Genomic DNA, 21161 nt, shown 5'->3' with positions numbered 1-21161 from the left:
ATCGGTTGATGAGAAGGATAGTCAAACCGCTTTAGCGGATTCGCCGTGTGTGCATGAAAAGAAATTTATCTGTTACAGCGTCGAAGAACCGGTAAGCAGGGCACTTCGCAAGACCATGTCATCAACATAAAAAACGTTTCATGAAACGGGTGGTTTTGATCACGGGTGTGTCATCGCGTCTATCTAAATTGCGGCTACCCGCACGGTTTGCGGGATCGGTCCGTGGATGCGCGGATCGGCGCCTTCTTTTACCCGGAATCAAACATGAAAAAAGCATTGGCAACCACACTCGTCGCGTTGGCTGGCACTGTCGCTGCGACGGCGCATGCACAAAGCAGCGTGACGCTCTACGGCACGCTCGATACCGGTCTCGACTACGTCAGCAATCAGAAGACGGCCTCGGGTGCGGGCAAGAGCAACTGGATGATGGAAAGCGGCAATCTGAGCACCAACCGCTGGGGGCTGCGCGGTAACGAAGATCTGGGCGGCGGTCTGAGCGCGGTGTTCGATCTGGAGAACGGCTTCAATATCGACAACGGCAAGATCTCCAATGGCGGCGATCTGTTCGGCCGTCAGGCGTGGGTCGGCCTCGCCAGCAAGCAATGGGGCACGGTGACGATGGGTCGCCAGTATGATTTCCTCGTCGATTTCGTCGCGCCGCTGTCGGCAACCGGCTCGGGTTTCGGCGGCAACATCGCGGATCATCCGTTCGATAACGACAATCTGAACAACGATCTGCGGATGAACAATTCGCTGAAATTCCGCAGCGCGACCTACGACGGTCTCACGGTCGGCGCCGCGTATGCGTTCAGCAATGCAGCGGGCGGCTTCAGCAACAACAACGCGTATAGCCTCGGCGCGCAATGGGCCGGCGGTCCGTTCAACCTGGCGGTCGCGTACCTGCAGATCAATCAGCCGGGCGGGGTCAACACGCCGACCAACACGAGCGGTGCCGTGAGTAGCAGCGATGGCGATGCCACCTTCACCGGCGCACGCCAGCGCATTCTCGGCGCGGCAGGGCGTTATACGTTCGGCAAGGCGACGGTGGGCCTCGTCTTCACGCGTACGATTCTCAACGACCCGAGCCAGATCACGCAGGGCGGTTCGTATTCGACACTCAATGGCGATCTGCTGACCTTCAACAACTACGAACTCAATGCACGTTATGCGTTGACGCCAGCGTTGTCGCTGGGTGGTTCGTACACGTTCACCGATGGCCATTTCAGCGACGACGGCAAGAGCGTTGCGCCGAAGTGGAATCAGTTCATGCTGCAGGCGGACTATGCGTTGTCGCGCCGTACCGATGTGTATCTGGAAGGCGTGTATCAGCATGTGTCGGGCGCGGACGGCGTCTCGGTGTTGGGTAACGCGTCGATCTATTCGCTGGCGGCTTCGTCGAACAATCGTCAGGCGGTGGTGGCGCTGGGCATGCGGCACCGCTTCTGATTTATCTGTATGCGGAAGGGCGCTGGAACACGCGCCCAAAAAAAAGTCGCCGGGGATACCCCGGCGACTTTTTTTATGTCTGACTTTCGAATATCGGCGGGCGACTACGTCGCAAAAGCGCCGTGGCGATCAACCCGCGTTCGCAAGGCTCTGCGGCCGTACAACCTGTGCCTGTGCCGCCTGAACATCAGGCGCGGCTTTGGAGCCGTCCGCAGACCAGCCACCACCCAGTGCCTCAATCAACCCCACCGAAGCCAGCAGACGCCTCGTATTGAGGTTTAACGCGGCAATCTGCGTGTCGAGTTCGGTGGTTTGCGCCGTGACCACGTCGAGATAGCTGACCACGCCGTCGCGGTAACGCGACATTGACAGCGTCAGCGTGCGTTGCGCGGCAACGAGCGCTTCATTCTGCCGCTGAGCTTCGTCGCCGAGATGGTGCAGTTGCGCGAGGTTGTCCTCGACCTGCTGGAAGGCGAGCAGTACGGCGGCCTTGTACTTTGCGCCGTTCTCCGCGAGTTTCGCGCGCGCCTGCTGCGTGATTGCGGCACGCCGGCCGCCGTCGAACAGCGTCATCACGAGACTGGGGCCGACCGACCACATTTCGTTAGGCGCCATCAGCCACGGCGACAGTGTCGTGCTTTGATAACCGCCGTCGAGGCCGAGCGAGATGTTCGGGAAAAATGCCGCTTTAGCGACGCCGATCTGCGCATTCGCCTGGGCAACCCGCCGCTCGGCCGCGGCAATATCGGGGCGTCGTTGCAGCAACGCAGCGGGCACGCCGGTAGGCAGCGACGGCAGATAGGCTTCGCTGGTGACTGCGTCCACCGAGAAATTCGACGCGGGCGTGCCGGTGAGACTCGCGATCGCGTGCTCGTAGAGCGCGCGACGTGCGGCGATATCGTCGGCGGAGGCGCGCGCGGTGTCGAGCTGCGTCTGCGCGCGCGACACGTCGAGGTCCGACGCAATGCCGCCCGCGTGACGGCTCAACGTGAGTTTGAGCGCGCGCTGGTAGGTGTCGATCGTATCGTAGAGCAGTTGCTGTTGTGCATCGAGTCCGCGCAGATTGAAGTACGCGTCCGCGAGATTCGCTTGCAGGCTCAAGCGCACGGATTCGAGATCGGCGTCGCTCGCCTGCATCGCCGCACGGCCTGCGGACACTTCGTTGCGGACCTTGCCCCACAGGTCGAGGTCGTAGCTGATGCCGACATCGACGGTATTCGCGCCGTACACGGAAGGCTGATCGGTGCCGCGCAACGGCCGGTTATCCGATTGCCGCTGACGAATCACCGATGCATCCGCGCCGATGGTCGGGAACAACCCCGAGCGGGCCTGCGACAGATAGCTCGTCGCTTCGTCATGACGCGCGATAGCAGCGGCTACGTCGGGGTTCGCCACCGCCACCTGCACTTCGAGACGATCCAGCACGGGGTCGCGATAGACGGTCCACCATGCGTCGCGTGGCACGCGGTCGGCGGGGCGCGCGAGTTGCCACGCTCCGCCTTCCTTGAACGTGGTGGGAATACTTGTAGGCGGTACGTGATAGGTCGGCGCAAACGAGCAGCCACTCATTAACGCAGCGACCGCTAATGCGATACCTAAGCGGCGCACGTTGCGCGTTTTGCGCGCGTTGCGTTTAGCCATGAGCGCTCTCCGCAGGGCGGCGTCCCGCTAACGAAGTGTTCGATGTTCCGGCGGTGCTGGTTGCATTGCCTTGCAGGCGGACTTCGTCGCCGGAAGAAAGCGAGTCGGGCGGATTGTCGATCACGCGATCCGTTGCGTTCAGGCCCGATGCGATCTCGACATGTGTGCCGAGATCCGTCGCGATCGATACCGGCTTGAGCACCGCGCGATTGTCGTTGCCGACCACCGCGACCTGCAAACCGTCTTGCCGGAAAATCAGCGAACTCGCGGGAATCGACAACGAATGCGAGTTGGTCGGCAACGCGAAATGCACCTCGGTGTATTCGCCCGGAATCAGCAGGCCGTCGTGATTGTCGACGGCGAGTTGAACCAGCAAGGTGCCGGAAGACGGCGTGATCGCATCGTCCGTATCGACGAGTTTGGCGTTGAACTTCATGCCGGGCCGCTCGGGCACGGTGAGGGTCGCGTTCATGCCGGGCTGGATTGCGGCCGCTTCGTCCTGCGGCACGCTGACGTACACGCGCAACTGATGCGCGTCCGACACCGAGAACAACTCTGGCCCGTTACCGCCGCCTGCGTTGATCAGCGCGCCGATATCCGTGGTGCGGGCCGTGACGACGCCATCGAATGGCGCGGTAATACGCTTGAACGATTCGAGCGCTTCAAGGCGCCGCACGTTCGCTTCGGCTGCGTCGACGGTCGCCTGCTTCGCGACCAGATCGCTGGTCTTTTCGTCGGCGTCCTGTTGCGAGACCGAATCCTGCTGCAACATTTTGGTCCAGCGTTGCGCGGTGGACGCCGCGAGTTTTTCATTCGCCTGCGCATTCTGCAAATCGGCACGAGCCTGTTGCAATTGCTGGTCGAGATCGGGCGTATCGATCACGCCGAGCAACTGCCCGGCTTTGACATGCGCGCCGATATCCGCGTACCAAGCATGCAGATATCCCGACACGCGTGCATAGATCGGCGCATTGACGAACGCGGACAGATGACCCGGCAGCACCAGCGACTGCGCGTCGAGGTCGTGCTTCGGCGTATAGGCGACCACGGTCGGAATGGCCTGTTGCGCGGACCAGGTGGTCAATTCCTGCTTCGCGTGCACGCGGCTGGCAATGCCGCTTGCCACGATACCCGCTGCCGCCAGCAGCGCAATCAGGCCGATGAGCTTCAGATGACGCAGCCGCTTCGGCGAATTGATCTCGATCTCAGTGGACATGTTGGACTCCGGGTTCGGATGATGAAGGTTCGTCAGAAGGGGCGTGCGCGTCGTGCGCGCCGTCGCGTGATGGCGGATGGTCCGCTGCGTCGCGGCGGTGCACGATGCTGAACACGACCGGCACGAACAGCAGCGTCGCGAAGGTCGCGCAAATCAGGCCGCCGATCACCGCACGTCCGAGCGGCGCGTTCTGCTCGCCGCCGTCGCCGAGACCGAGCGCCATCGGCGCCATGCCGATGATCATCGCGAGCGCGGTCATCAACACCGGGCGAAAGCGTGTGAAACCCGCTTCCATGGCAGCGACCAGCGCGTTGCCCGTCACGGCGAGTCGTTCGCGTGCGAAGCTCACCACGAGAATGCTGTTCGCGGTCGCTACGCCCATGCAAAGAATCGCGCCGGTCAACGCGGGCACCGATAGCGGCGTGTGCGTGGTGAACAGCATCCACACGATGCCCGCCAGCGCCGCAGGCAACGCGGTGACGATCACGAACGCGTCGCTCCACGAATGGAAGTTCACGACGATCAGCAGGAAGATCAGCAGAATCGCGCCGACCAGTCCCAGCGAGAGACCGAGGAACGCACTGTTCATCGTCTGCACCTGGCCGCGTAGTGTCACGATCGATCCCTTCGGCAGGTCTTTTGCAGTGTCGTGCACGATGCTCTGGATTTTTGCGGACACCGCGCCGAGGTCCTGGCCCTGAGTCGTCGCGAACACGTCGTAGAGCGGTTCGATGTTGTAGTGCGAGACCACTGCATTGCCCACGCCGCGTTTGATCGTTGCAATGCCGCCGAGAATTTGCGCCTGCCCGTTCTTGCCGGTCACGGGCAGATTGCTCAGATTCGATAGCGACGTCATCCGGTATTGCGGCGTTTGCGCGACGATCGGATACGACACGCCGTTCTTCGGATTGAGCCAGTAAGTGGGCGACACCTGGCTCGTGCCGGACAGGCTCGCCACCACCGAGTTGGTCACGTCCTGTTCGGTGATGCCGAGTTGATCGGCGCGCGAGCGGTCCACCGACACCGTGAATTGCGGGTATGTCGCCGCCTGCTGCATGCGCGTGTCGGCAATACCGGGGATCATCCGCATGCGGCGCAGCAGTTCATTCGCGTACCGATGATTCGCCGCCTGGTTCGGCCCTGCCACCTGCAAATCGATTGGCGCAGGCGCGCCGAAGTTCAGAATCTGGCTGACGATATCGGCGGGCAGGAACGCGAACGTCGTGCCCGGAAACTGACGCGGCAGGCTCTCACGCAGCTTGCGCACGAATCCCGCGGTCGGCTGATGATCTTCGTTCAGCGAGATCAGGATATCGCCGTCCTGCGGTCCGATCGTGCCGCTGTTGTTATACGTCAGGTTGATACCGCTATTCGGCAAGCCGATGTTGTCGACGATGCTGCGCAACTCGTCCGGCGGAATCGCGCGGCGCACCGCGTTTTCGATCCGGTCGAACTGGTCGGCGGTGTCTTCGACCCGCGTGCCGATCGGCGCACGAACATGAATCGCGATTTCGCCGGAATCGATATCCGGGAAGAAGTTGCGGCCGAGCCACGGCGCGAGCAGGAACGAAGCAGCGACAACGATGAGGAAGCCCGCGACGAAACGCTTGCGATGCGTCAGCGCGAGGCCGAGCACGATCCGGTAGACGGCGCGCACGCGTTCGAAACGACGCTCGAATGCGCGCTGAAAGCGGACCAGCGGATTGCGCGACGGAGCAGCATGCGAATGGCCGCCGTGCGGGTCCATCACTGCAGCCAGTTCGCCGGATGCGTGACCGCCCGATGCATGCGGACGCAGCAGGTATTGCGCCATCATCGGCACAAAAGTACGCGACAGAATGAACGATGCGATCATCGCGAAGATCACCGCTTCGGCCATCGGCACGAACAGGAAGCGCGCGATGCCGTCGAGCAGCAGCATCGGTACGAACACGATACAGATGCACAGCAGCGACACGAACGCGGGCCCGACGATCTGCGCGGCGCCTTCCAGAATCGCGCTCCTGACGTCCTTGCCCTGTTCGAGATGCCAGTTGATGTTCTCGATCGTGACGGTGGCGTCGTCCACCAGAATCCCCACCGCGAGCGCGAGGCCGCCGAGCGTCATCACGTTGAGCGTTTCGCCCATCGCCGCGAGTCCGGCAATCGCGGCGAGCACGGCGAGCGGAATCGACGCGGCGATGATCAGCGTGGAGCGCCAGCTTCCGAGGAACAGCAGAATCATCAGCGAGGTGAGGGCGGCCGCGATAATGCCCTCGCGCGCCACGCCGCTGACGGCGCCTTTCACGAAGGTCGACTGGTCGCCCATCGTGACCAGTTTGAGTCCGGGTGGCAGCGTCGCTTCGATACGCGGCAATTGCGCTTTCACGCCCGAGATGATGTCGAGCGTCGACGCCGAGCCGTTCTTCAGAATGCTCATCAGCACCGCACGATGACCGTCCACGCGAACCACGTTGCCTTGTGGCGGATAGCCGTCGCGCACATGCGCGACATCGCGGATATAGATGGTCGCGCCGTCCACTGTTTTGATCGGCAGCGCATTCAGTTCATCGAGTGCGAGCGGACTGTTGTTCAGCTTGATGTTGTATTCGAAGCGGCCGATCTTCTCCGTACCCGCTGGAATGATCTGGTTCTGCTGCGCGAGCGCGGTGGCGACATCGTTCGCCGAGAGCTTTTTCGCCTGCAATGCCTGTGGGTCGAGATCGATCTGCACTTCGCGCGTCTTGCCGCCATACGGTGTCGGAATGGCGACGCCGGGCACGCTAAGCAATTGCGGACGGATGAAGTTGGCCGCGTAGTCGGCGAGCTTCTGTTCGTCGAGCGTGTTGCTGGTGAGGGCGAGTTGCAGCACCGGCACCGTCGACGCGTTGTAGTTCAGGATCTGCGGCGGCGTCGTGCCGGGCGGCATCTGCTTCAGCACGGTCTGCGAAACAGAGGTGACCTGTGCGGTAGCGGTGCGAATGTCGACGGTCGGCTGAAAGAAGATCTTGACGATGCCGTAGCCGCGAAACGATTGCGACTCGATATGCGCGACGTCGTTCACGGTCGTGCCGAGCGTGCGTTCATAGTAAGTGACGATGCGCCCGGACATATCGTCCGGTTGCAGACCCGCGTAATTCCACACCACGCTGATCACGGGAATGCGAATGTCGGGAAAGATATCCGTTGGCGTGCGCAACGCGGCAAGCGGGCCGATCAGCAGGATCAGCATTGCAAGCACGATGAACGTGTAGGGCCGGGTCAAAGCTAACCGGACTATTTTTAACATCGAAGGCTGCTCCGTTCAGAGGCGCGATTGAATCTGCGCGGGCGTGTGGCAATTGGGGCTAACGCGCATTGGCGCGGCCCGGTAACGGCATTCTGGGGAGCGGGTCCTAACAGGTGCGGACAAAACAAATGAAACAAGTTTTAGGAACTCGCAATGCGTCGCGCGATTGCATTGAACTGTCGGCTGCGTACGCGAGATGCAGCGGCTATAGCGCTGTGTCCAGCGCTATAGCTCGCGTGTCGGATAGGAGCGTGTGGTGTGCCGTTAGCCGAACAGATAGCCGGAGCCGCGAATCGTGCGAATCAGCGGACGCTCGCCGGGCATCTCGACTTTCTTGCGCAAACGGCCTACATGTACGTCGATCAGGTTCGTGCCGGGATCGAAGCGGCAACCCCACACGGCTTCGAAAATCATCGTGCGGGTGAGCACCTGGCCGGTGTGCCGCATCATGAATTCGAGTACGCGAAATTCAGTGGGTTGAAGATCGAGTTCGCGCTGCCGGTGTGTGACTTTACGCCGCACGAGGTCGAGTTCGAGCGCGCCGTTGCGCAACGTCGTTTCGGCTTTAGCGTGACGCGGACGGCGCCGCAATAGCACTTCGACGCGGGCGAACATTTCTTCGGAGGAGAACGGCTTCGTCAAGTAGTCGTCCCCACCGGCACGCAGTCCCTGAATGCGCTGGTCGACATCGGACATCGCGCTCATCACCAGCACCGGCGTTTCCACGCCGACGCCGCGCATGGTCGCAACAATGGTGAGTCCGTCGAGGTCGGGCAGCATGCGGTCCAGCGTGACGACGTCGTAGTCGCCCGCCATTGCTTTAGCCATCCCTTCACGGCCGGTACGCGCCACATCGACGGAGAAACCGCTCGCGCTGAGCGTGCGCACGATGTCGCGCGCGATCAGCTCGTCATCTTCGATCGTCAATATCTTGGGCATGATGCGCGGGTCCGCGTCAGGCGACCGCGCGCAGCGTAACGGGGCGGTCAGGCGCGCGATACTGGCTGACAGCGAAGTCGATAAACGCGCGCACGCGCATCGACAGATAGTTGCGGCCGGAATACAGAATCGAAATCTGGCGCGGGCCGCCGTTGATCTCGAACTGTTCGAGCACAGGCACGAGTGCGCCGCGCGCGAGATCGTCGGCGATGATCGGCTTCGGCAGCAACGCGATGCCCATATGGTTGAGCGCAGCGACCCGCACCATCGCGCTGCTGGTCGCGGTGAGCGCGCTACCGGTATTCACGCGATAGACGCCGTCTGAATCTGCGAATTCCCACGCGCGCGACGTGCCGTCGGATACGGTCAGCAGGCCATGCCGGTTCAACGCGGCCGGGTCGCGCGGTGCGCCGTGGCGTGCGAGATAAGCGGGGGACGCTACCGTGATTTCGTCGACGCTGGTGAGCGTGCGGCTGACGAGCGACGAATTCGCGAGACGGCGGTCATCGGAAAAGCACACGTCGAAACCGCCTTCCACGAGATCGATGTGCGTGTCGAATGTCGTCACGTCGAAATCCACCCGGGGATGCAACGCGCGATACGACGCGAGCAGTGCGCCGAGGCCGGACGTCGCGAATGTCATCGGCGTGGCGATGCGCAGCGTGCCTTGCGGATCGCGCGTGGTCTCCAGCAGGTTCGACTCCATTTCGTCGAGCTTTTCGATGATCGCGCGACAGCCGTTCAGATATTCGCGGCCTACGTCTGTCAACGAAAGACTGCGTGTGGTGCGATTCAACAGGCGCATGTTCAGATGCGCTTCCAGCGTGCCGACGCTGCGCGTGACTGCAGCCGCGGACATACCTAACTGCCTCGCTGCAAGATTGAAGCTGGCGAGGTCGACTACTCGTGTGAAGACACGCATCGCTTGTAGCTGGTTCATGTTGGAACAGTAGAGAAGGGCGATGGATGCATCATCCGCGATCGAAGATAAATCCACGCAGCTACGTGGATTAAGTCTTTTTTAATTTTGTGCAATGTTCATGAACTGCACGCGCACGCTGGCAACGTGCCGGTCGTTGAGATCATCGGGATGGCTAAACGATGGGCAAAAAAAGAGCGCGGACAGAGCCGCGCTTGAGAAAGTCTTGATGAAAGTTGCCGCAGCTATGCGGCAAATGAAGTATAGGCGGATTGCAACGCGCGTTGCGCGTGGAATCTGAAACGCTGTGCTGCGGGAAACGGAACAAGCGGAACAAGCGGAACAAGCGGAACGAAGCGGTGCGGAAGACGTTGCAACACGCTTCTTGTCAGCGGGCTTTCAACGAGGCTTTCAGTTGAGCATGCCATGCACTTCGAGCGACGACTCCAGTTGCTGCGTCAGCGCATGGTGCAGTTTGGCGAGACTCTCGGTTGGTAAAGCGAAGCCGGCCCAGCCGAGACCGGAGTGGCGCAGGAACAGCACAGCGCCGTCGTGCAGCGGATGCTTTTCGGCGTGCCAGCACGGGTCGACTTCGATCACATATTGATGGGTACGCACGGGCGCCATCGGCAGCTCGGGGCGCATCGTCGCGCGTAGCGCGCCGAGGTGTTCGATCAGTGCGTCCAGATCGGCGACGTCGAGCAGCACCGCGCTGCCTTCAATATCGATGCGAACGGCGTTCTGTCCATACTCGTTGACTTTCTCGATGCTCATGGGGCGCGACATCTTTCACTCCTTGCGACGATCACGGTACGCAAAGTATGGCGCGCGCCAGATGTGCCAATCCTGAAACAGCGCAATCCCAGGATGAAACTTTATTTAAGGAACCGCTGAAGGACAATTGCTGCACTGCTTTTATATTGTCAGATGTTTCAACTCGACTTACGAAAAGCCGGTTTTAAAGTCAGACGATATAAATGGGGATGTTTCATTATCGAAACGTTTTCGGGTGGCCCGGGAATCTGTCGCAAATTCATTAATTGGGTTTGCTTCACGCATTATGCGAATAGGCCCAATGCATTAGTCGATAAATTCCCAATTTGCGAATATAAATCCGAATAGACGGTCATTATCCGGGAGTATTGACGTTCAGGTTTGAAACACTTTCGGCTTCAATGACAAGGACAGCGCAGGCGCTCAGAAAGGCGATTCGCCGGTTGCGTAAATTAGCCGGATAAAGGCTTGAAAGCCAGATTCCATGCGGGTTAGCGCTGAACCGGCGGCAACTGTGGCTTGATCGTCGCAATCACGCCGCGCCGCAACGTGCGGGTGTCATATCAAACAGTCAATAATGGATTTCCTCATACATTCGATTTCGTGATTGAGATTTGTTTTTCAAATTTACTATAGCGAGCCATTCCGCTAACATCACGCATAATCCGTTAAACGGCGTGGCCAGCAAATTCTGCCGTAATAAATTCATTCGTTCGCTTACGCGAGCCGACGGGGCATCGGGGTCCACAACGTATGACCGTTTGGGGAAAGATCATGCCGCAAATGCACCTTGATACAGCGAGAATTACATGGCTACACACGCCGACTCTGAACGTGCGTACTGCAGCGCGGCGAATCGGCGTATTGCTATTTGATGGTTTCTGGCTGCTCGGGCCAGGCACGGTGGTCGAAATGTTCCAGACCGCCAACGAACTCTCCGACTCGCGCTCTGGCGAAGAGCCGCCCTATGAAGTGCAATTTCTGTCGATGGACGGCGGTAGCGTCGCCAGTTCGTCGTCGGCGCGAATCTGGACCGACCGCATCGACACACGCTTCGGCGCCGGCTTCGACGTGCTGTTTATCGCGGGCGGCTACGGTGCGCATGCGGCCGCGCGCGACGAACGCCTGCTCGGCTGGCTGCGTTCGGTGCAATCGCGCACGCGCGCAATCGAAACGATAGGCGAGGGCCGCGTCGTACTCGAAGCTGCCGGTCCGACCGACCACGACGGTTTGCAGATGAACCGCTATCTCGGCAACGTGGCGAGCCAGGCCGCGCTGAGCGCCGCCAACGATCGCCACGACTGTGCGCGCGCCGCGTTGATGTTCATCAAACGCGATCTTGGCGCTGAACTCGCGCGCAGTGTCGCCGATCGCGTGATGCCGGGCATGGCCGCGACGTGGGTTCCGTTGCCCGCCGAGGGCGGGACGCTCAGCGTGGCTGAAAAAATCCGCGCGGCTGCGCGCTGGATGGAGGCGAATTGCGATCGTCCGGTGTCGGTGGCCGACGCGGCGCAGGTGGCGGCCATGAGCGAGCGCAATTTCCTGCGCCGCTTCAAGCATGAAATGCACGTCACGCCGTCGGACTATCTGTTGCAGGTGCGCTTGCGCATTGCCTGCAATTTTCTGACTGAAACCGAACTGCCGGTCGACAAGATTGCGCGCCGCAGCGGCACGGGTAACGGTGATCGTCTGGCGAAAATTTTCCGCAAACGCATGGCGCTGTCTCCCACCGAATATCGCGCACGTAGCCGGGCGACCAGTGAGGTGTAGCATTGGGGAAGGCGCTCGTGCCGACGTGCGCCTGATGACCGTTGGACGCGGTCGCGCAGGCGGCCGGGTCTTTGTCGCGCGAGTTTCTTACGAGCACAGCAGCAATGGGCAACAAGGTAATTGCGACGGCATTGCCGGAGGTGAAACTCATCGAGCCCGACGTGTTCTGCGACGAATTCGGTTTCTGCTTTGAGAGCTTCAGCGCGGACGAATTTACAGACGACGTCTCGCAAGATTTCAATTTTGTACAGGACCGTCACCTGCGCGCGGTGCGCGGCGTACTGCGCGGTCTGCACTATCAGGTGCAACGTCCACAAGGGCGACTCGTGCGGGTCGTCAGAGGAGAAGTATTCGACGTTGCAGTAGACGTACGCGTCAATTCACCGAACTTCGGCAAATGGACGGGTACGTACCTGAGCGAAACGAATCAGCGGCAGATCTGGGTGCCCCCAGGTTTCGCACAGGGATTCGTCGTTTTATCGGACGTAGCGGAATGTTTGTGGAAGACCACCGAGTACTGGTTTCCCGAACTCGAGCGCTGCATCTTGTGGAGTGATCCCGACATCGGCATTGAATGGCCGATCGGATTCGAGCCGATTCTCGGCGCGAAAGACGCTGCGGGGCGGCGTCTTTATGAAGCGGAAAACATTGCCTGAAACGGGTCCCGGTGCAAGGCCGCCTGGGCGGCAACTATTGCAATACCGCGCGGCAAGTATTGCAACAGCATGCTGTTTTTTGCACCGGGACCTACTACGAAAACATTTAAAAACGCGTCATCGCACTCATGTGCGGTCAGCGTCGCATCACGCCCATCAGCAGGGTGACGAGGAAGATCACCACGAAGATGAAGAACAGCACTTTCGCGATTTCCGTCGCGCCCGCGGCGATGCCGCCAAAGCCGAACAAAGCGGCGATGATGGCGATCACGAAGAAAATTGCAGCGTATCGAAGCATGGGGCCTCCACCGGTAATGGCTGATTGAGTTGATGAGTTAAAAGCGGCGACTCGTTGCGGGCGCTACGCGCCTTGACGGGTTATTTGCCGGCGAGCGGAATAGAGCAATAGGTGTGCCCAACCGGTGGCGCGGGTGAAGAGGGTGGTCTGTTTTATCGACACGGCGGTGGCTGAGGGTGGTCGACGCATGTCGGCCCGGATGGGCTTATTACAGGTGCCCGCTACAATCGCCTGTCCATAGCCGATCGCCCGTCAGGGTTTTTTCTCTCCCCATGTTGAAGATACTGGTCAGCGCCTGTCTCGCCGGTCATCCCGTGCGCTACAACGGCACCGCTAAATCCGCACGCAACGCATGGCTTGCAAGTTGGCGCGACGAGGGCCGTCTGGTGATCGTGTGCCCGGAAGTGGCGGCGGGTTTCCCCACGCCGCGTCCGCCCGCCGAAATCCAGTTGCGTCGCTCGGGCACGGATGTGCTGGATCATCAGGCGTCGATCGACGACAATACCGGCGCTGACGTCACGGCACTTTTCATCGCAGGCGCACGGCATGCGCTCGAACGCGCACAAGCGGAGGGTTGCCGCTTCGCATTGCTGGCCGACGGCAGCCCGTCATGCGGCAGCACTTTTATCTACGATGGCGGCTTCAGCGGCACGCGTCATGCAGCGGCGGGGGTCACCGCGACGTTGCTGCAACAGCACGGCATTCGCGTTTTCGCTGATTCGCAGATCGCCGATCTGGCGGAGGCGGTTGCTGCGCTCGAATCGGAACGATGAACGGGCGCGGGCATGTGCTGCCCATGCACTCAGGCCCGCACGAAGCCAGCGCAAGCGCACATGGCAGTTCCCGCTAGAAACTCAACGCCGCCAGCGACGTGATGCGCTGCAACGCGAGCCAACGACTCAAAAAGAAACCGCCGCACGTAGCCAGCGATAAACGATCGGCCCGCAGAAAACGCCCCACGTCACCGCGCAAATCAGCAGCGCCATCGTGACCGCGGCGCTGCCGCAATCCTTCGCGCGTTTCGACAATTCGTGCCGCTCCAGCGAAATCCTGTCGATCGCGGCTTCGATGCTCGAATTGAGCAGTTCGACCATTAGCACCAGCAATACCGACACGATCAGCAGCACGCGCTCGATTGCGCCGACCGGCATCAGCAGCGCGGTGGGCAGCAGGATGACCGCGAGCGCGACCTCCTGACGGAAGGCGCTTTCCTCGCGCAGGGTTGTGACGACGCCATCGCACGAGTGCCGCAAGGCGAACAGCGCGCGCAGCGGCCCGCTGCGTTTTTTTGCGGGTGTGCCGGGTGGAGAGGAGTGGGTGGGATCGGTCATGATCGGGTTCGCTTCGATGAAGGCGGCAGCATGCCTCAAATGCCGTGCGATGTCACAGACGCGTGACCGGTCGGCTCTGGCTGGCAATGTGGGCACGTCTGACATTGGCGAATGGCCATGGTCACGGAACGTCGTGAGGGGCGGTGAGTACTGAAATGCAGACGCGTCGCGCTCTGGACGGTCGTTTCACATCTGCAACATCGATTGATACTCAAGGTTTTTATCAAAACGTCTGTACAAGACGAACCGGGCCGACATGCAACATGAACAACACGCAGACCCTGGTGAGCTTTCCCAACAGGAACGCCGGCAAACAACGATATGCCGTCCCGCACTACAATGAGCGCCGCCCGCGTTCGTCCATCGTGATGCGTCACGGCAGGACTCCTTGCTCGATCATTCCGACCTCGTTCATGCCGACTTTTTTCCCGCGTCTCACGTTTTCGCGTCGCCGGTTCCTGCAGGCCGCAGCGCTGGCCGCCTGCCTGCCGTTGGTCGCGTGCGAATCTACCGTTACGACGGGCGGCACGTTTATCCAGCTATGGCGCGATCATCTCGACTGGACCCGCGAGCAATGGCAACGACGCCTCGCCACCACGCGTTCGCTCGGCTGCAAGACGGTGTTCGTGCAATGGGTTGGAATCGATGGCGAAGACGGACCCGCGTGGACCGCACCGGATGCGCTGCTGCAAGGCCTGCTCGACGATTGCGCGCAACTCGGCATGACGGTGCACCTCGGTTTGCCGTACGACGACCGGTGGTGGAAGGTCATCGGCGGCGCGGACACCGGCGTGCTCGACAGCTATCTGGCGAGCACCGCCACGCGCACCACGGCGTGGATGCGCGAGGCGCCGTGGCCGCGTCATCGCGCGTTCCAGGGCTGGTATCTGCCGTATGAAATCGAGCAATACAGTTGGTCCGATCCCGCGCGCGTCGACCGGTTGGTGCGCTGGCTCAACACGCTGGCGGATGTCGCGGACGCCACGAGCGGCCACGCGCCGCGCGTATCGACCTTCCACAGCCGCCTGAAAACCGACGCCACGCTCGAAGGGCTATGGAGCGTGCTGCTCGACCGGACACAGGTGTATCCGATGATCCAGGACGGAGCGGGCGCGCAGGGCATGGCCGCCTACGAGCCCTTGCAGCCGCTGCACGACCTGTTCGTGTCGCGCGCGGTGCCGTTCGATCTGATCGTGGAACTGTTCGAGAATCTGCCGCCCGCGCAACCGGGGAGCGACGACTTCGCGGCGCGCTCGGCGAGCTATGCAAGAGTGAAGGCGCAATGGAACCTCGCGCGCAACTACGGCGCGACAGACATCGTCGCGTTCGCGGTCGATCCGTGGGTGATCGGCGACAAGCCGGGCGCAGAGGCGCTGCTCGATGCGTGGCGCCGCGCGCTCGGTTGAGCGCGGCGTGAAAGCTCAGGCAGCTTCGATCAGCTCGATGATGTTGCCGTTGAACAGCAGCACGAACACGATACGCTTGCCGCCGAACGCGACCGCAGGAGCGGGTTCGGCTGTGCGTCGCGCGCCCAGCGCCTCGATGGCTTCGAGCGCGCGGTCGAACGCGGGCGTCACGAACGCCTGGTGATAGAGCTTGGTGCGCCGCTTGATCACGCCTTCCACCGGCGAGTTCTCTGCCGTCGGCGCAAGCAGTTCGAGGCGCGGTCCGGCGCCCGTGAGAAAGCGGCCGCGCACCCGCTGAACCGGGTCTTCGAACTCCGGCCCTTCCTGCGTGTAGCCCAGCGCGGTCCAGCCGGCCTGCTCGGCGTCGAGGTCACGGCACGCAATGCCGATGTGATGGAACGTGCAATCGAATTCGGTCAGCATGAGTAGGGCGCAGTGAGCGTCAGAACTGGAAGTAAAGGAAGCGCGCGGTGTGTTGCAGGTTGAGCATCGCGTAGCCGAACAGGAGCACGCACACGCTGGTCCAGACAAGCGTCGGACGCCATTGCAGCCAGCCCGGCGCACCGCTTGCCGGTCCTTCGAGTGCGGGTGAATAGACGTTCGCGATCTGGTTCGAGTTCGGCGCACACCACACGAGCGCGAGCAGCACGATCAGCAGCAAGCCTTCGCCCCAGCGCTCGAACACGAGCCGCATGAAGTCGCCGGCACTCCACGCCACGCCCGAATGACCGGGCGCATGCAGCGGAAACGCGATCGTCGCAAGCGGTTCGAGTCCGTGCAGACCGAGCATGCCGGCGCTGACGCGCAGTGCATCCGCCGTGCTGTGCGCGCGGAAAAACAGCAGCGCGAACACCACGCAGAGAAAGGTCAGCAACACGTAACCCGCGCGCGCGAGGCGGCTGGGCGCAGCGCGCTTCGGACCGAACTGGCGCCATGCGTGATTGACGCTCAGATACGCGCCGTGCAGCAGACCGAAGATCAGAAACTGCAGCCCCGCGCCGTGCCAGACACCGGCGAGTCCCATCGTGAACATCGTCGGAAACAGGATCATGCTGCCGAAGCCGCGTGCGGTGGCCGTCGCCTTGCGGCCGACCGGCAGTCCGCGGCGCGCGCGCGAACGCGCAATCGCCATCGCCACCGGGTTGTACAGATACGCGGTCAGATAGCGCGTGAGCGTCATGTGAAAGCGCGTCCAGAACTCGATGATGCCGGTGGACTTGTACGGCGAATTGAAGTTCAGCGGGAAGCGGATGCCGAACATCTTCGCGAGGCCCATCGCCATGTCGGAGTAACCCGAAAAGTCGAAGTAGAGTTGCAGCGCGTACGCGAGCGCCGTGCCCCACGAAGCGAGCAACTGAAGCTCGGCGGGATGGTCGAAACCCGCTTCGGCCCACGGCGCGATGGCGTCGGCGAGCAGCACTTTCTTGGCGAGCCCGATGATGAAAATCAACGCGCCCACCGACAGGTTTTCCGCCTTGAAACGGTAGCTCGCACGATCGGCGAACTGCGGCATCATTTCCTTGTGATGCAGGATCGGCCCTGCGATCAGGTGCGGGAAGAACGTCACGAACAGCACATAGCTCACGAAGCCGCGCTCGCGCACGACACCCGCGCGGCAATCGAGCAGGAAGCCCAACTGCGTGAACGTAAAGAACGAAATGCCGAGCGGCAGGATGGTGTCCTTCATGCCGTGCTCGACGACGCCGTGCGCGGCGAGAAAGCCGAGCAGCGTCGCGAGATACTTGTAGTAGAACAGCAGCGCCAGATTCGCGCCGATGCCGCCGGCCAGCAGCCACGCCTGCGCGCGCGGGCGCTCTTCGGTCGCGAGAATCGCGCGGCTCAATGCGTAGTTGAACGCAATCGAGCCGAGCAGCAACGTGACGAACACCGGGTTCCACCAGCTATAGAACACCAGCGAGACGACGCACAGCCATGCCGCTGCCGCCACCGGGCGCAGCGCGCCCGCGAGGTAGTAGCCGCCCAGAGAGATGGGCAGGAACAGCAGCAGGAAAGGTAGCGAATTGAACAGCATGGCGGTGCGATGTGGCCTGACGTGAACGTGCGTGAATGTGCGTGTCTATATGCGTCGAGGAGCGGGCGCGGCGTCGATGACGCGCCGCGCTGCGCTCGCTCAGCGCTTCGCCGCGAGCTGGCGCTGGATCAGCGCGATCAGTTCGCCGACGTTGTGCAGGCCTTCGACTTCCGACGCCTTGAAGCGCACGCCGAAGCGCATTTCCGAGGCGACCATGATGTTCACGTTGGACAGCGAGTCCCAAGCGTCGTATTCGGCCGCCGTCGAAGCGGGGGTGATCGTGACGCTGTCGTCGTCGAAGACGTCGCGGAAAATATCGGTCAGGGCGTCGAGAATGTCTGCGTCGGTCATTGCATGCTCCGGATTTGCATGGGTACGTGAGAAGGAGTGAAGCCGGCCAGATCGAGCACCCAGTGGGTGGCGTCCGGCGAGCTGGCCAGCGGCGCGAAGCCGAGGCCGGAATAGTGATCCTGAACCATGCCGTTTTTCGGCGTGGGCAAGTATTCGCCGATCAATCGACGCGCGCCCGCTTGCCGTGCGGCATCAGCGAGCACGCCGAGCGTCGCGCGTTCGACTTCGCGGCCGAGCACGCGGCAGCTCATCAGCCACGTGTCGATACGCCAGTCGCCTTCGTTCGCGTCCCCACCCGTATCGGGCAGCGCGGCGACGATCGCGATGATGCCGTTGTCGCCGAAACGGTCCTTCAGGCGGAAATGCAGCGTGACGGCGCGCGGGTCGCGCATCATCGCCTGCACTTCGGCTTCGCCGTGGCGGCGCGTGGTGAGATTGAACTGGTTGGTCTTGCCGATCAGTTGCACGATGCGCGGCAGGTCGGTCGAATTGAACGTATTCCATTCGAGCACCATGCCGAGTCCCGCGAGATACGACGCGAGATCGCCACCGCTTTCGCGTTCGGTTTCACGTTGCGCTTCGCGCTGCTGGTTGGCCTGGTATTGGGCCGCGCGCTCGCGGTCCTCGCCGGTCAGCGCGACGCTTTCGAACCAGCCCGACTGCGCGAGCGTGACCGCGTAAAACGCAGGGTCTTCCGGCATTTCCGGCACGCGCACCATCGGCAGATGTTCGCGCACGAGGTTGCGCTCGAACGGGTTGTCGTCGGCGAAAACGAGCGCGTCGAGGCCGATGTTCAGACGTTGCGCGATGGTCCGAAGATTGCTCGCCTTGTCCTGCCAGTTGGCGACGAAACACGCGATGTCGGCACGCTTGAGCACCATCTCGGGATGCTGGTCGAACGGCAGCAACGCATTCGCTTCGTCGTTCTTCGAGCACACCGCGAGGATGATGCCGCGCCGCGTGAGATCGCGCGCGTAACGCTGAAATGCCGCATACGCTTCGCCTTCCGCGCTGCCCTGGCCGAGCACGATACCCGCGAGACCGTCGTCGCCGATCACGCCACCCCACAACGTGTTGTCCAGATCGAGCACGAGGCACTTCGCGCTCGCGCCGCGCCGTGCGGCGACGAGGCGGGCGACGCGCTCGCCGTACATCGGCGCGGCGGCGGGCGACACGTCCTGCTTCGCGCGCAGCCACAGACGCGCGTCGTGCCACGCGGCGAGACCGTCGCGCGCGCAGGCGTCGTCGAGTGCGAGCAGATCGACGCCTGCTTCGTGCGCGGCTTCGCGCAGCGCCGCATTCACACGACGCAGCAGGTTCAGCGGCGCACCGGGCAGGCGCGCTTCGTTGTCGCCCATCAGCGGCAGCAGCGTGGGCATCAGCGTTTGCTGGATCAACTGCGCATCGGTGCGCTCGCGCACGCGCAGCCACAGCGCCCGCAAGTCACCGACGATGCGTTCGACGCGCGCGTCGGCTTGCGCCGCGCTCAGTCCGGCTGTGTCGTCGCCGATCAGGTAGGGCGCGTCGAACGCGAACAGCACGACGTTTGGCGCAAACGCGTACAGGCCCGAGGCCGGATCGAGCGATTCGCGCATCGCCTGGCCGTAGGCGGGCACGTAAAGCTGCGTCCACATCCGGTGACGCAGCGCACCGACGCGCAGTCCGGGCAGCAACTGATCGACCGTCGACGAACCGAGCACCGCGAGCCGCAGCGGCGGTGTCGCCAGCGCGTCGGGCGGTGTGGCGCCGAATGCCTTGACGAGCCGCTTGTCGAGCTTGCCCGTCTGCAGAAAATCGAGGTTATCGCCGGCAAGTTGCACGAGCGCGGACCAGTCCGGCGCGTGCTCGCGCGGCAGCGCGTCGAGGCGCTGCGTCCAGTCGGGAGTGCGGGGCAGCCAGGTTAGTTCGGGCATCGAAGTATTCCGCGTTGGCACATCGTCGGGTCCGCCATTAGAGGTCCCCATGCACGCCGTCGCGCAAGGCCGCTTTTTCCAGCGCGTTGAGCGGCTGCACGAGCGACATCTCCGACATCTCCCAGATCACGAGCTTGAGCGTGGACGGCCAGTGCGCGCGGTCTTCCATCGACTGCATCAGCGCGTCGGCGAACTTGCCGCCGTCGCGGCTCACGTTCCATACCGGCGCGCCGAGCGACTGGCCGAGCTGCTCGGCGAAGTTACTGCGGCGCGAATTCGAACTGCCCGCGAGCATCACCGTGACGGCCGGACCGGTGTCGAGCAGGCCGCCCGCCGACGGCTGCGTGAAGGTTTCGGGCCGGTAGCTATCCGGCGCGGGACGCCAGCCTTGCGGTGCGTTCGCGAGACCCGCGAGCGTCAGCAGGTCGCCCACGCGGGGTGTGGCGACGGCGGCGCGCGTGATGTCGTATTGCAGCGTCCCGCGACCGCCGGCCAGCGGCAGTGCCGCCGTGGCGACGGCCTGCGCGGCGGCGGCCGCGCCGCGCTGGTTCAGGTGCACGTCGGTCCGGTAGAACGGCTTGGGCACACTGTCGAGCACGCTCGACAGATCGACGCGCGCCACGCCCGCTTCGTCGAGCGCGCGTTGCCAGCGGGGCAATTGCGCGATGGTGCTGGCGGGGCGCGTGAGGCCGCACAGCGCATCGCTTTCGCGGCGCGATTTGTCGGGCACCGTGACGGCGAGCACGGCGACGTGCTGTTCGCGCAACTGCGCGACGAGGCGGCGCATCAGTGCGATGCGCGCGGCGACCACCGCGTCGGGATCGGCCACCGGCGCACGCAGGCCGTCGGTATAGAACAGCCAGCCCGGACAGCCCTGGCGAACCTGCGCGCCGAGCTGGCCGAACACGCGATAGCGCCACGCGGCGTCGGCGGTTTCGAGCGTGTCGTGGAACGGCACGCGCAAGGCGTTGTTGAGCTGCGTTCCAGCCGCGCCCCCGAGCCATTGCGACGGCGCGAGCGAGCCGAGACCGGCGTGCGTCGTCTGCTGGATGCCGAACAGCAGCCCGCCCGCCATCAGCAGGCCGAAGCACAGCGCAGTCATGCGATGCGAGCCGCGCGGCGCGTTGGCTTCTCCATCTGACGGAGCCGACGTAGTCCGGTCTGGCGTCGCGGGAATCGTGGAACGAGGCGAGTTCATGGC

Annotated in this window: 18 protein-coding genes; 5 read left to right on the top strand and 13 right to left on the bottom strand. The window is 62.6% G+C overall.

Annotation, left to right across the window (positions count from 1 at the left end):
• Window positions 1-264 precede the first annotated feature (264 nt).
• Window positions 265-1446 carry a porin gene (locus tag ABH945_RS08645; RefSeq protein WP_074763644.1) on the top strand — a complete coding sequence of 394 codons (1182 nt, stop codon included), beginning with the start codon at window positions 265-267 and terminating at the stop codon, window positions 1444-1446.
• A gap of 129 nt (window positions 1447-1575) precedes the next feature.
• On the opposite strand, the gene ABH945_RS08640 is transcribed toward ABH945_RS08645, so the two are convergent.
• The 6 genes from ABH945_RS08640 to ABH945_RS08615 all read right to left on the bottom strand — a co-directional run bounded on the left by ABH945_RS08640 (window position 1576) and on the right by ABH945_RS08615 (window position 10215).
• Window positions 1576-3087: an efflux transporter outer membrane subunit gene (locus ABH945_RS08640; RefSeq protein ID WP_429250280.1), complete on the bottom strand. Its 1512-nt coding sequence runs from the start codon at window positions 3085-3087 to the stop codon at window positions 1576-1578.
• The gene (locus ABH945_RS08635; RefSeq protein WP_429250279.1) at window positions 3080-4303 is read right to left on the bottom strand and encodes an efflux RND transporter periplasmic adaptor subunit; all 1224 of its coding nucleotides are present in this window, start codon (window positions 4301-4303) and stop codon (window positions 3080-3082) included. The genes ABH945_RS08640 and ABH945_RS08635 overlap by 8 nt, the downstream gene beginning before the upstream one ends.
• A complete protein-coding gene (locus ABH945_RS08630) occupies window positions 4293-7571 on the bottom strand; it encodes an efflux RND transporter permease subunit (RefSeq protein ID WP_074763647.1) in 3279 nt (1092 codons plus the stop codon). Before ABH945_RS08630 ends, ABH945_RS08635 begins: the two co-directional genes overlap by 11 nt.
• 264 nt (window positions 7572-7835) lie before the next feature.
• A complete protein-coding gene (locus ABH945_RS08625) occupies window positions 7836-8510 on the bottom strand; it encodes a response regulator transcription factor (RefSeq protein WP_074763648.1) in 675 nt (224 codons plus the stop codon).
• A 16-nt stretch (window positions 8511-8526) separates the two neighbouring features.
• Window positions 8527-9450, bottom strand: coding sequence for a LysR family transcriptional regulator (locus ABH945_RS08620; RefSeq protein ID WP_429250278.1), 924 nt, complete (start codon window positions 9448-9450; stop codon window positions 8527-8529).
• Window positions 9451-9840: 390 nt separating this feature from the next.
• Complete coding sequence (locus ABH945_RS08615) at window positions 9841-10215, bottom strand: hypothetical protein (protein WP_074763650.1); 375 nt, start codon at window positions 10213-10215, stop codon at window positions 9841-9843.
• Between the two features lie 762 nt (window positions 10216-10977).
• Between ABH945_RS08615 and ABH945_RS08610 the strand changes: the two genes are divergently transcribed.
• Window positions 10978-11973, top strand: a complete 996-nt coding sequence (locus ABH945_RS08610; protein ID WP_074763651.1) for a GlxA family transcriptional regulator — start codon at window positions 10978-10980, stop codon at window positions 11971-11973.
• Window positions 11974-12077: 104 nt separating this feature from the next.
• On the top strand, window positions 12078-12629 hold the full coding sequence (gene rfbC, locus ABH945_RS08605) for a dTDP-4-dehydrorhamnose 3,5-epimerase (protein WP_074763652.1): 552 nt from the start codon (window positions 12078-12080) through the stop codon (window positions 12627-12629).
• A 136-nt stretch (window positions 12630-12765) separates the two neighbouring features.
• Here rfbC and ABH945_RS08600 read toward each other — a convergent pair whose 3' ends face one another.
• Entirely contained in the window at window positions 12766-12927 is a 162-nt protein-coding gene (locus ABH945_RS08600) for a DUF1328 domain-containing protein (RefSeq protein ID WP_074763653.1), read from the bottom strand.
• Between the two features lie 272 nt (window positions 12928-13199).
• On the opposite strand from ABH945_RS08600, the gene ABH945_RS08595 reads away from it, so the two are divergent.
• Window positions 13200-13700: a DUF523 domain-containing protein gene (locus tag ABH945_RS08595; protein ID WP_074763654.1), complete on the top strand. Its 501-nt coding sequence runs from the start codon at window positions 13200-13202 to the stop codon at window positions 13698-13700.
• 126 nt (window positions 13701-13826) lie between these two features.
• Here ABH945_RS08595 and ABH945_RS08590 read toward each other — a convergent pair whose 3' ends face one another.
• Window positions 13827-14258: a diacylglycerol kinase gene (locus tag ABH945_RS08590; RefSeq protein ID WP_074763655.1), complete on the bottom strand. Its 432-nt coding sequence runs from the start codon at window positions 14256-14258 to the stop codon at window positions 13827-13829.
• 413 nt (window positions 14259-14671) lie between these two features.
• Here ABH945_RS08590 and ABH945_RS08585 point away from each other — a divergent pair, with 413 nt between their 5' ends.
• Complete coding sequence (locus tag ABH945_RS08585; protein ID WP_429250277.1) at window positions 14672-15664, top strand: DUF4434 domain-containing protein; 993 nt, start codon at window positions 14672-14674, stop codon at window positions 15662-15664.
• 15 nt (window positions 15665-15679) lie between these two features.
• Here ABH945_RS08585 and ABH945_RS08580 read toward each other — a convergent pair whose 3' ends face one another.
• The 5 genes from ABH945_RS08580 to ABH945_RS08560 form a co-directional block, all read right to left on the bottom strand.
• The gene (locus tag ABH945_RS08580) at window positions 15680-16087 is read right to left on the bottom strand and encodes a VOC family protein (RefSeq protein ID WP_074763657.1); all 408 of its coding nucleotides are present in this window, start codon (window positions 16085-16087) and stop codon (window positions 15680-15682) included.
• Between the two features lie 19 nt (window positions 16088-16106).
• Complete coding sequence (locus tag ABH945_RS08575; protein WP_429250276.1) at window positions 16107-17696, bottom strand: MBOAT family O-acyltransferase; 1590 nt, start codon at window positions 17694-17696, stop codon at window positions 16107-16109.
• Window positions 17697-17795: 99 nt separating this feature from the next.
• Complete coding sequence (locus ABH945_RS08570; protein WP_074763659.1) at window positions 17796-18047, bottom strand: acyl carrier protein; 252 nt, start codon at window positions 18045-18047, stop codon at window positions 17796-17798.
• Window positions 18044-19960: an HAD-IIIC family phosphatase gene (locus tag ABH945_RS08565; protein ID WP_429250275.1), complete on the bottom strand. Its 1917-nt coding sequence runs from the start codon at window positions 19958-19960 to the stop codon at window positions 18044-18046. The genes ABH945_RS08570 and ABH945_RS08565 overlap by 4 nt, the downstream gene beginning before the upstream one ends.
• Before the next feature lie 37 nt (window positions 19961-19997).
• Window positions 19998-21158, bottom strand: coding sequence for an alginate O-acetyltransferase AlgX-related protein (locus ABH945_RS08560; RefSeq protein WP_429250274.1), 1161 nt, complete (start codon window positions 21156-21158; stop codon window positions 19998-20000).
• Window positions 21159-21161: the final 3 nt, after the last annotated feature.

This window comes from Paraburkholderia sp. GAS333 (genome assembly GCF_050435665.1).
GTDB classification, from domain to species: domain Bacteria; phylum Pseudomonadota; class Gammaproteobacteria; order Burkholderiales; family Burkholderiaceae; genus Paraburkholderia; species Paraburkholderia fungorum_A.
This window is presented reverse-complemented; position numbering and strand designations above follow the sequence as displayed.